This is a genomic window from Prevotella lacticifex, from assembly GCF_019973375.1.
GTDB lineage: Bacteria > Bacteroidota > Bacteroidia > Bacteroidales > Bacteroidaceae > Prevotella > Prevotella lacticifex.
On the sequence record NZ_BPTV01000001.1, the window covers coordinates 1,623,869 to 1,634,886 of the forward strand.

Sequence of the window (11,018 nt, forward strand, 5' to 3'; positions counted from 1 at the left end):
TTGTTCAAATAACATTTCTCTGACTTATCGGGGCATTTTTTCGCGTTTTTCTTGGTCTCAACGAAGAAAAGTGTTACCTTTGTACGCTATGGACTTTCAACTTACATCACAATATAAACCGACGGGCGACCAGCCGGAAGCTATCAAGGAACTTACCGACGGTATCCTCAATGGCGACAAGAGTCAGGTGCTTCTTGGTGTGACAGGCTCTGGAAAGACGTTCACCGTGGCCAATGTCATTGCCAATGTCAACAAGCCGACGCTTATCCTCAGCCACAACAAGACTTTGGCCGCGCAGCTCTTTGAGGAGATGAAAGGTTTCTTCCCCGATAATGCCGTTGAATACTACGTATCGTACTACGACTACTATCAGCCGGAGGCTTATCTGCCCTCTACCGATACTTATATAGAAAAGGACCTTGCCATCAACGACGAGATCGACCGTCTGCGGCTCTCGGCCGTCTCGGCTCTTCTGTCGGGGCGGAAGGATGTCATCGTGGTGTCGTCGGTGTCGTGTATTTATGGTATGGGCGGTCCCGTGGCCATGCAGTCGAGTGTCATAAAGTTGAAGAGGGGACAGCAGATAGACCGCAATGAGTTTCTGCGCCGTCTCGTCGATGCCCTTTATGTCCGTAATGATATTGACCTGAAACGTGGCAATTTCCGCGTGAAGGGTGAGACGGTCGACATAGCAATGGCCTACAGCGACAATGTGCTGAGGGTCAGTTGGTGGGACGATGAGATTGACAGCATAGAGGAGGTCGACTCAGTCGATTTTCATAGGATTGAATCGTTCGAGGAATATGAGATTTATCCTGCCAACCTCTTCGTTACGTCGAAGGAGCAGACCGAGACGGCCATCCGCGACATTCAGGACGACCTCGTAAAGCAAGTCGACTACTTCAAGGAGATTGGTGATGCCATCAAGGCCCAGCGCATCAAGGAGCGTGTGGAATATGATATCGAGATGATAAAGGAGCTCGGCCACTGCTCGGGCATAGAGAACTACAGCCGCTACTTCGACGGCCGTAAGGCCGGAGAGCGGCCCTACTGTCTGTTGGATTTCTTCCCTAAAGACTACCTCATGGTTATCGACGAGAGCCATGTCAGTGTGCCGCAGATAAGCGCGATGTACGGTGGTGACAGGGCGAGGAAGAAGAACCTCGTAGAGTATGGTTTCCGTCTGCCTGCCGCTTTCGACAACCGTCCGCTGAAATTTGACGAATTCCACAGTCTCATCAATCAGGTGATATATGTCAGTGCCACACCTGCCGACTATGAGCTCCGTGAGGCTGAGGGTGTCGTCGTGGAGCAGCTCATCCGTCCTACGGGACTCCTTGATCCTGAGATAGAGGTGCGTCCGTCGGAGAATCAGATTGATGACCTGATGGAGGAGATTCAGCAACGCCGTGAACGCCACGAGCGCGTACTGGTGACGACGCTTACGAAGCGTATGGCTGAGGAGCTTACCGAGTATCTGCTCGACCACGAGGTGGCAACGGCATATATCCACAGTGATGTGGCCGGTCTCGACCGTGTGAAGATTATCAACGACTTGCGTGCCGGAGTTTATGACGTCCTTGTAGGTGTGAATCTGCTTCGTGAGGGTCTTGACCTGCCGGAGGTGTCGTTGGTGGCCATCCTCGATGCCGACAAAGAGGGCTTTCTGCGATCACACCGCAGTCTGACGCAGACTGCGGGCCGTGCGGCGCGAAATGTCAACGGCAAGGTTATAATGTATGCCGACACGATTACCGACAGCATGCAGAAGACTATCGACGAGACTGAGCGTCGACGCAGCAAGCAGCTAAAATATAATGAGGAGCATCATATTACTCCGCAACAGATAGTAAAGGAAATTCATAATACGCTGCCTACGCAGGGCACTTCGTCGGAGACTTCATACCAGACTTCGATGCATCAGCGGCCGACGGCAAAGATTCAGATGGGCTATCAGGCTCCGGAGGAGTCGGCAGCCTTTGCAGCCGATCCAATAGTGAAACGCATGACGCGTCAGCAGCTTGAGAAGAGCATTGCCAACACTACTGAATTGATGAAGGAGGCTGCGAAGAATCTCGACTTCCTCCAGGCTGCGCAATATCGTGATGAGATTGTCCGTCTGCAAAAGGAGTTGGAGCTGAAGTGATTGTGACAGCTAAAAAGAAAAACTGCTACCATGTTTTCATTTGTCGTTGATGATGTGGAAACATGATAGCAGTATTTTTTTATTTACAACGCACTCGTTACAGTCCTAAGCCGTTGAGGGCTTTCTGAGTTGCTTTATTCACTGCGTCATTGGCTTTCTTGTTGGCTTTATTTACGGCATCATTAGCCTTCTTGTTAGCCTTGTTCACTGCGTCGTTGACTTTCTTGTCGGCGGTCTCACGGGCACTCTTCACTGCTGAAGAAGCTTCGTCGACCTTCTTGTTGACAGCCTCCTGAGCTGCGCCCTTGGCAGTCGACGTAATGGCCTCACCGGCATTCTTAGCGTCGGCCTTGGCTGATGCTACAACCGCATTGACAACTTTCTCGGGATCCAGATTCTTAACCTCGTCGACAGCCTGATTGATGGTAGCATTGCCTTTGGCCATGGCCTTTATCTCAGCGGCGTGCTGAGCGACGTACTGCTGCAGCTGTGAGACATAAGCCTTTGCCTGAGCGGGATTGCTCTTGGCGAGCTCCGTAATCTTTGCCCTTGCATTGATGAGGAGAGTGGTCAGACCCTGCGCGTCTTTCGACGCAATTTTGGCCTGAATCTCCTTTGTCAGGGCTGCTGCGCTCATAGGTGCAGCCTTTGCGTCACCGGCTTCTACGGTAGTGAGGGTAGAGTCGTCGGCAGCACCGGCTGTAGAGTCACTGACCGCTGCTGAGTCGGTCATAGTAGAGTCGGTGGCTGAATTCGCACTGTCCGATTTGTTTCCGCAGCTTGCCATGGTAAGTGCCAGGGCAGCTGCTACTATTAACGAAATCTTTCTCATTTTGTTTATTGCTTTAATTAGTGTTGTTATCCTACATTATATTTAAGCTATCAGTCGGCGGCTGAATATTGCGACCAACTGATAGCTCCTTTTAATATCGTAATCTCACAATCTACGCTTTGCCTTTGGGCTCGGCTTTCTTGGCTGTACGGAGCTTGGCTGTTGTGCGAGTTCCGGCAGCTTTCGTTTTCTGTTTGGCAATAGTAGCGCGCAGACTTTCTTCCTCCTCCTGGAGTTTACTGATTTTCGTTTGCAGTCGCTCTATCTCTTTCTCCTTCATTTGCAGGTCGTCGCCCTGATTCTTGATGGTTGTCAGAAGCGAGTTGAGCTCGTCGTTGTCGATGTCGTCAGGATAGAGGTCGTTGACACGATTCATGAAGTCGCCAAGGATGTTCATGTAGTTGGTGAACGCATCGAACGGCGAGGAGTATATTCCGCGGTCGAGCGCAACGTTGCTTGGCTTTGTCGTCATGAATCGGAAGTTATTGCTGGCCTGAAGGTAGTCCCAGTCCTGGTTGATGCGCGGGTCGTTGGCTATGCGCACTCGGTCGGCGATAGAGTAGAGCTTGTCGAAAGCCTCCCGCTGCATTGGATTTCCGAGCCAGCAGCTGATGTCGCGTTCCTCGTCAACCCAGCTGAGTGTATCGGGAACGTCGAGCAGTGCCACACTCTTGCGGTTTTCACAGATTTCGGATGGAGTAGAGAACGTTATGCCGCGTTGCTTGGCGCATGCCGGTATAGCATGGAGAAAATCGAGGATATTGCTCGACAGTGGCTGTGCGATGCCTAATGCAGAAAGCTCCATGAAGATGTTGATGACCTCTTCCTCCTTTGGCAGTGCAGCAATCTCGTCGACATATTTATCGGCAAAGAGTGGGAACTCATTCCATTCGTGATTGTTGAACCGCAATGAGATGTCATCGCTGAGCTTGACATCGCGTAGAAGGAGCTTGAGGTTCGGTGCCTCAGAGCAGCTGTAAACGTAGTGGGGACTCTTCCATCCGAGGACGTGCTTGGCTCCCTCGGTGAGCATTCCCTGGAATCCCATTTGAGCAGCCTGCAGTCCGATGTCGTCGCTGTAGATGAGCGATGAGTTGCGGAGTACCGTAGGCCTTCGACCGAAATACTCTGTCATCTTATCCGACTGTTTCTTCACGTCGGCAGCAAAGGATTCGGCATTTGCCAGTGAGGAGAGTCCATGCGAATAGGGCTCGGCAAGGAACTCCACACACCCGGTGTTATTGAGCTGCTGGAGCTTGTCAAGAACTTGCGGGGCATGAACTTCGAGTTGCTCCATTCCAACTCCGGAGATTGAGAATGCGACCTTGAAGTAATCGCCGTTTTCCTTTATCATCTGGAGAAGGGTGTCGAGGGCCGGCAAGTAGCTGTGCTCTGCTATGTAGTTGATGCTACGTTCGTTCTCATAGTCATCATAGTAGTAGTGATCGGTGCCAATGTCGAAGAAACGATAGCGTTTCAGATGGATTATCTGATGTATCTCGAAATATAAGCAGATCGTTTTCATTGTTATAGATAATGATAATTTTTGTTTTCTTTGTTATGAATGATATTGACGCTTAGTGCGCTGCGAGAGAGTTTGTGGTCATGAATGTCTTGTGACCGCATGGGTCATTTCCATCCCAACGTCCGCAAGTATAGCTCACGAATCCATCGTCCTACCTTCTCCCACGTAATCTGAGCAACCTCATTCTTTCCCTCGGTTGACAGATAATCGAAGAGGCTGTCGTTATGGCAGATGCTGTATATGGCATCGGCAAGGGCGTGGATGTCCCAGTAGTCGACTTTTATACAGTTGTTGAGGATTTCGGCGCATCCACTCTGCTTTGATATTATCGTTGGTGTGCCGCATTGCATGGCCTCCAACGGTGAGATGCCGAAAGGCTCACTCACTGATGGCATGACATAGACATCGGAATCCTTCAGACATTCGTAGACTTCTTTTCCGCGCATGAATCCGGGGAAGTGGAAGCGGTCGGCGATGCGCCGTTCGGCTACGAGATTTATCATTGCGTTCATCATGTCGCCGGATCCAGCCATACAGAAACGCACGTGTCGTGTGCGGTGGAGAACCATATTGGCGGCCTCGACGAAATACTCCGGTCCCTTCTGCATCGTTATTCGTCCGAGGAAGGTGACAATCTTATCCTTGTTCGTGTGATCGACGCGAGGAATGGCTTCGTTCTCGGCGCTCAGGGGGTAGACAGCGTTGTGGACGGTGAACACCTTTCGCGGATCCTGATGATACTGATTGATAACGGTATTGCGGGTCAAGTCGGAAACGCACATGATGCAGTCGGCGTTGTCCATACCGTCCTTCTCAATGGAATAAACCGTCGGGTTGACGTGACCACGGCTGCGGTCGTAATCGGTGGCATGGACGTGGATGCACAGTGGCTTTCCGCTGACTTGCTTAGCGTGGATCCCCGCGGGATAAGTGAGCCAGTCGTGGGCATGGATGATGTCGAAATCGACGGTGCGCGCAACGACTCCGGCAATGATGGAGTAGTTGTTAATCTCCTCATGAAGATTTCCGGGATAGCCTCCGGCAAACTCCATCGCTCCGAGATCATTGACATTCATATAGTTAAAGTCGGCGTAGATATGGTCGCGCAACTTGAAGTAGAGGTCGGGGTTCATGATATTGCCGACCCTGCCGTTGACATAGTCCCAATTGACATCGCGCCATGCTATTGGAACGCAGTTCATGGCTATAATATTGGCGAAGGTGTGGTCCTCATCGCCGAAGGGCTTGGGAAGACACAATGTTATGTCAACGTCGCCCTGTGCATGTAGTCCTTCGGATATTCCGAAATTGGCTGTAGCAAGTCCGCCATAGACGTGTGGTGGGTATTCCCATCCGAACATTAGTACTTTCATTTTGTGCCCTCCGTGTTATAGTTCATTTTTTCGAGCAGCTCCATTGTCCGTAGGATTTCTGCCACATTCATCGCAAATGACATGGCACCACGCCCTGTGAAAGGTGGATTGCCGTCAAAAAGTTCAGGGATTGTTCCGACACACCCTTGGAACATCTCGTCTTCGTAGCCAATCATCTGCCGCTCGACGAAACTCAGTCGCGAACGTCCGAAGAGTTTAAGACAGGCCTCGAGATAGAATCCTCCGAGCCAAGGCCAAGCGGTGCCCTGATGGTATGCATAATCGCGCTGTGCCTGTGGTCCGACATACATTGGATTGTAGCCGCTGCTCTTCGGCGAGAGACTGCGCAGACCCTTTGGCGTTAACAGTTCGCGTGTGCAGATGTCGATGATGCTCTTCTTCTGACTCTGGTCGAGTGGAGAATATTCGAGGGCAGCTGCAAAGATCATGTTCGGTCTTACACTCCAGTCCTGCTCGTCCTCTCCTGCATCAACGTAGTCGAAGAGGTATCCATATTGATTCCAGAAAGTCTTGACGAAGGATTCCTTCACCTTCTCAGCAAGAGCTTCATAGTGTTGCGCGTCCTTGCTGTCCGATGGTGACATCTCGGCACAGAACCGTAATGCATTGTACCACAGAGCATTGAATTCGACTATATATCCGGTACGGGGCACTACGGGATGACCATTGGCCGTGGAGTTCATCCAAGTCATAGCTTTCTCCTTACCACCGTCGACAAACAGAAGTCCATTATCCTCTACGGTCATGTAAGGATGTTTGTTGCTTTCGATGAACTTCATGGTCTCCTTCAAGAAGGCCCCGTACATCTTAGCACATTTCTCCTTACCTACTTTATCTTCATATTGTTGTATAGCCCACAAACACCATAAGGGTACGTCGGGTTTGTCAATCTCGTATATTGGTTCAGTTGATTCATTTCCGGTATAGAACTGCTTCAGAGCGTGGATGCCGGTCTTCATCACCTTCTCGAAGTATTCGACTTCCTCAATAGACAGAGTAAGTCCGGGAGCGGCAATAAAAGTATCGCGTGCGCGGCACTTGAACCACGGGTATCCGGCGAGGATGTATCTCTCCTCGCCGCGACGGTTATGGAACTGGTGGGCGGCCGTGATAAGGCAGTTGAGGAAGTTGTTGCGCGGGTGGCGGTCCTCAACCTCCTTGTCGAAGAGCTTCTTCAAAGATGAAGTGGCCGACTTCTTCGTTGAAGCGGCAAAGACCACACTCTCACCCTTGCGCATGTTCATATCGAAGTAGCCGGGCACGTAGAGGTCCTCGTTGGAGGCATAACCACGTTCCTGCTCCTTGGGATACTCTATGCCGCGGTACCAATAAGGACTGAAAATGAACTGATTTTTCTTTGAGAACTGCATGTAAAGGGTGGGGTAGCCAGCATACATGCATGTTTTGATTCCGTTTTCCACTTCTTCGTAGTCGCGGCTTGCAGTGGAATTCTCGTGCGTAAACTGTCGCACGCTGCGGAAGGCAAGAAAAGGACGAAAGCGCAGAGTCGTTTGGCTGTGTGCATCCAAGAGGGTGTAGCGTAGTAGGATTCGATTCTCATAGTGTTGGAATACGACTTCCTTTTTCAGGACTACTCCACCAACGCGGTAGATTGTTGATGGTACTTTCTCAATGTCGAGCTCACGGATATATTTGTGTCCGTTAGGGCTGTAGACATTCCCTTGGTACTTGTGAATGCCAAGATTGAACTCTGCACCATGCTGGATGACGGTGCAGTCGAGCGAGGACAGAAGCACATGGTTCTCATTGTCGAGTTCAGGAACCGGAACAACGAGAAGACCATGATATTTACGGGTGTTGCAGTCCACAATCGTTGAGCACGAATAGGCTCCCGACCTGTTTGTGCGAAGCAACTCCCTCGTTAGGCTTTCCTGCAGATTCGTCATCAAAGCTTTTTCGAATCTTAGATAACTCATATGATTAAGGTTTAACTATTTTTTATCAGCAGAACTCGCACTGGTTAGGTGCGTTGTTTTGACTCCCCAAAGTTACGAAAATTATTTTATTCACCAATAAAATACTCAATATTTTTCTTGGTTCGATAAATAAAAATGTAAAATAGTAAAATAATCGGTAATTTTATTTGTCAATTGTTTTTTATTTGTTAACTTTGCACTTGAGTTCGATAATAATAAATGAGGTTATGAGTGAATTTTTTGACAAAGGGTATAACCCATTGGATATTCTGATTAATCTTTGGAATCCACTGACAGATGCCAGTGCTGATCTCATCAAGCAGAATATTGGCACAAAGTTGCTCGGTAAAAATGACTACATTTACCATATCGGAAACACACCTCTTTATATCTACTTTGTATTGAAGGGGCGTGTAAAGATTTTCCGTAATTCTGACGATGGACGGCCTAAGATTATTCGGATTTTCCGTGAGGAGCAGTTCTTCGGCTACAGGGCATATTTTGCTCATGAGAATTACTCGACAAATTGTGTGGCAATGCAGGATGCTCTTGTGGCTATGTTGCCAGTTGATGTCATAAGCAAACTTATCGACGATAATGCTACGGTCATGGACTACTTCTTCAAGGAGCTTGCCCATGGACTGGGAATGTCGGATGACCGTATCGTGAGTATGTCGCAGAAGCATCTCCGCGGGCGTCTTGCTGAAACTGTTCTCTTCCTATCGAAGAGTTTTGGAACAGACAATGATGGTTGGATTCATGGCAAGATTACAAGGCGCGATATTGCTGATCTCGCAAATATGTCGACGAGTAACGCCATCCGTACTCTGACCTCTTTCCGTGAAGAAGGTTTTATTGATACCGACGGCAAGAGAATCCGTATAATCCAACCCGCATCACTTGCTTACGTCTCCGGAAAAGAGTAGGCACCGGCGCGGGTACTCATGGTCCATGGCATTGTAAAGATAATACCAATGCCAATAGATTATGACATTGCGAAGTCGATATTCCAATGTCAATAGTCTACGGCATTATGAAGTTAATAGCTTCCGGCTCTATGACGACACGGAACTCACCAACCGGTGAAGAGCTCATGATTCTTCCGTCGATACCTACGAGGGCAGAGGCGGCAGTGAGTTTCACTTCCTTTGTGCGGTAGGGATGCACAGCATTATGATTGAGAAATTTGCCTTTGACAAAAAGATAAATTCCCTCAAACAACTGTGTTATTCCCGGATGATAGACAACGCTCACATCGAAGAATCCATTATAGGGCACTGCATTCGGAGTCTGACCATAGCCAAGGGCGTTGCCAATACATACGGTCATAACTCTTCTTTTTATCTCCTCGCTGTTAATTTTTATGGTCATCTTATAATCAAGACGCTGGAATATCAAGAGGATGAAAGAGAAAATGAACGACAGAGAGCGAGAGCCAAATATGTGATGGGTTTGGCGGCGCAGGTTCATAATGGCAGCAATGAGCCCGACGTTGACGCAGTTGATAAAATAGCGGTGGCAGTTCTGGCCTTTCTTGTTCTTGTATCTTATGCAACCGAGGTCGACTCGACGTATTTTCCGCTCTTTTAGTCCGCGTATGGTAGCGTCGATATTATCTTCATCTATTTCCCAAAAGTGAGCGAAGTCATTCATCAATCCGTTTGGGATTATCCCTATTGCTATCTCGTCACGGATTCTCTTGTCGGTTTGCATCAGACAGTTGACGGCATCGTTGAGGGCAGAGTCGCCTCCGACGATGACAATTGTCTTGTAACCATTGTTTATCATCATCTTCACAAGGCGATCCACACTACCCATACTCTCGCTGACTATCTTATCGTAGTCAATGTCATAGTGCTTCAGACTTTTCTCAATCTTCAGCCATTTCTTTTTCGGATTCTCCAATATACCGCCCTTGGGGCAGTATAATATTCCCCATCGTGTTGATTCTACTGCCATAGCTGTTTGATAAGTTTAATTTTTTCTTCTATATTTAGTTGGGAGTCAATCCAATGGATTTTCGTTCCTCGGCGCTCCATACCCCTGAACCACGTCATCTGCCGTTTGGCAAACTGATGTATGGCTATTTCGAGCTGGCGAAACATTTCGTCGTAAGATAGTTTCCCAATGACGTAGAGCGTAACGTACTTATATTCAAGGCCATAATAAATCAGGTCGTCGGGGCTTACTCCTGATGCAAGAATCCCCCGAATCTCATCTACCATGCCATTGTCAAGTCGTTGTTTCAGCCGTTTGGTTATTCTCTCACGTCTAAGATTTCTGTCGATATTGATACCGACGACGAGCGAGTCGACCGGTGGCATCATTCGTCGGTCCATAGGTGTGTGCAGATTGTGAGTTTCAATCTCTATGGCTCTTATTGCCCTCTGGCAGGAATCAACATCAGTTGTGTTGTGCATCGTTGAACCTGTTTTAGCCTTTAGCTCCTTGAGAATCATGGTGAGCTCCTCAAGTGATTTTCCCTCAAGCGATTGCCTCAGTTCCGGATTCTGCGGCACCGGCGACAGACTGTATCCACGCAGCACCGACTCGATGTATAGTCCCGTTCCCCCACAGAGTATTGGCAGCTTCCCACGGCTTATGATGTCGTTATAAGCATCGTGAAAATCCTGTTGAAAACAAAAGAGATTATATTTTTCACCCGGTTTGCATATATCAATAAGGTGATAGGGTATTTGCTTGCCGTTGACGGTGTAATCGTCCAGATCCTTTCCTGTGCCGATGTCCATACCACGGTAAACCTGACGGCTGTCGGCCGAAATTATCTCAGCATCTAAGTCGTAAGCGAGTCGTGCGGCAAGTTCTGTCTTGCCACAGGCTGTCGGTCCAAGTATCGTTATCATTCGTTTCACAGCGCAAACTTACAAAAAATCTTCCAATTATGGTAGAGTAAAAGCGAATAAATTATTTATTTTTTTATTTTCATCGAATAATATTTTGTAGTTTCCAAATTTTGTATTACTTTTGCAACCGCAATTCCAGAAGGGGTTTGCTGATGTCGCCGATATGGCTCAGTTGGTAGAGCAACGCATTCGTAATGCGTGGGTCCCCGGTTCGAGTCCGGGTATCGGCTCAATGAGAAGTTGCGGAATTAGCATATCGGTAGTGCTCGGGCTTCCCAAGCCCGCAAGGCGGGTTCGACTCCCGTATTCCGCTCTCATTG

At 48.7% G+C, this 11,018-nt stretch carries 8 protein-coding genes and 2 tRNA genes; 4 read left to right on the forward strand and 6 right to left on the reverse strand.

The annotated features are described in order from the left end of the window. Positions 1 to 88: 88 nt before the first annotated feature. Complete coding sequence (gene uvrB, locus LDN30_RS06380) at positions 89 to 2,146, forward strand: excinuclease ABC subunit UvrB (RefSeq protein ID WP_223929032.1); 2,058 nt, start codon at positions 89 to 91, stop codon at positions 2,144 to 2,146. A gap of 97 nt (positions 2,147 to 2,243) precedes the next feature. On the opposite strand, the gene LDN30_RS06385 is transcribed toward uvrB, so the two are convergent. The 4 genes from LDN30_RS06385 to LDN30_RS06400 form a co-directional block, all read right to left on the reverse strand. Next, positions 2,244 to 2,978, reverse strand: a complete 735-nt coding sequence (locus LDN30_RS06385) for a hypothetical protein (RefSeq protein ID WP_223929033.1) — start codon at positions 2,976 to 2,978, stop codon at positions 2,244 to 2,246. Between the two features lie 112 nt (positions 2,979 to 3,090). Then, positions 3,091 to 4,503 carry a glycoside hydrolase family 57 protein gene (locus LDN30_RS06390; RefSeq protein ID WP_223925931.1) on the reverse strand — a complete coding sequence of 471 codons (1,413 nt, stop codon included), beginning with the start codon at positions 4,501 to 4,503 and terminating at the stop codon, positions 3,091 to 3,093. A 104-nt stretch (positions 4,504 to 4,607) separates the two neighbouring features. Continuing rightward, entirely contained in the window at positions 4,608 to 5,876 is a 1,269-nt protein-coding gene (locus LDN30_RS06395; RefSeq protein ID WP_223929034.1) for a glycosyltransferase family 4 protein, read from the reverse strand. Then, positions 5,873 to 7,834, reverse strand: coding sequence for a glycogen debranching enzyme N-terminal domain-containing protein (locus LDN30_RS06400; RefSeq protein WP_223929035.1), 1,962 nt, complete (start codon positions 7,832 to 7,834; stop codon positions 5,873 to 5,875). The genes LDN30_RS06395 and LDN30_RS06400 overlap by 4 nt, the downstream gene beginning before the upstream one ends. Positions 7,835 to 8,061: 227 nt before the next feature. On the opposite strand from LDN30_RS06400, the gene LDN30_RS06405 reads away from it, so the two are divergent. Continuing rightward, the gene (locus LDN30_RS06405) at positions 8,062 to 8,760 is read left to right on the forward strand and encodes a Crp/Fnr family transcriptional regulator (protein WP_223929036.1); all 699 of its coding nucleotides are present in this window, start codon (positions 8,062 to 8,064) and stop codon (positions 8,758 to 8,760) included. A gap of 97 nt (positions 8,761 to 8,857) precedes the next feature. On the opposite strand, the gene LDN30_RS06410 is transcribed toward LDN30_RS06405, so the two are convergent. Both LDN30_RS06410 and miaA read right to left on the reverse strand, forming a co-directional pair. Beyond that, positions 8,858 to 9,793 (reverse strand): diacylglycerol/lipid kinase family protein, encoded by a 936-nt coding sequence (locus LDN30_RS06410; RefSeq protein ID WP_223925935.1) that lies wholly within the window; start codon positions 9,791 to 9,793, stop codon positions 8,858 to 8,860. Further along, positions 9,784 to 10,698: a tRNA (adenosine(37)-N6)-dimethylallyltransferase MiaA gene (gene miaA, locus LDN30_RS06415; protein WP_223929037.1), complete on the reverse strand. Its 915-nt coding sequence runs from the start codon at positions 10,696 to 10,698 to the stop codon at positions 9,784 to 9,786. The genes LDN30_RS06410 and miaA overlap by 10 nt, the downstream gene beginning before the upstream one ends. Positions 10,699 to 10,855: 157 nt before the next feature. Between miaA and LDN30_RS06420 the strand changes: the two genes are divergently transcribed. After that, a tRNA-Thr gene (locus LDN30_RS06420) sits at positions 10,856 to 10,928 on the forward strand. A 12-nt stretch (positions 10,929 to 10,940) separates the two neighbouring features. After that, positions 10,941 to 11,011, forward strand: a tRNA-Gly gene (locus tag LDN30_RS06425). Positions 11,012 to 11,018: the final 7 nt, after the last annotated feature.

Excerpts from the sequence above, each read along its gene's own strand:
- uvrB (WP_223929032.1), top strand. The coding sequence starts at position 89 with ATGGACTTTCAACTTACATCACAATATAAACCGACGGGCGACCAGCCG.
- LDN30_RS06385 (WP_223929033.1), bottom strand. The coding sequence starts at position 2,978 with ATGAGAAAGATTTCGTTAATAGTAGCAGCTGCCCTGGCACTTACCATG.
- LDN30_RS06390 (WP_223925931.1), bottom strand. The coding sequence starts at position 4,503 with ATGAAAACGATCTGCTTATATTTCGAGATACATCAGATAATCCATCTG.
- LDN30_RS06395 (WP_223929034.1), bottom strand. The coding sequence starts at position 5,876 with ATGAAAGTACTAATGTTCGGATGGGAATACCCACCACACGTCTATGGC.
- LDN30_RS06400 (WP_223929035.1), bottom strand. The coding sequence starts at position 7,834 with ATGAGTTATCTAAGATTCGAAAAAGCTTTGATGACGAATCTGCAGGAA.
- LDN30_RS06405 (WP_223929036.1), top strand. The coding sequence starts at position 8,062 with ATGAGTGAATTTTTTGACAAAGGGTATAACCCATTGGATATTCTGATT.
- LDN30_RS06410 (WP_223925935.1), bottom strand. The coding sequence starts at position 9,793 with ATGGCAGTAGAATCAACACGATGGGGAATATTATACTGCCCCAAGGGC.
- miaA (WP_223929037.1), bottom strand. The coding sequence starts at position 10,698 with ATGATAACGATACTTGGACCGACAGCCTGTGGCAAGACAGAACTTGCC.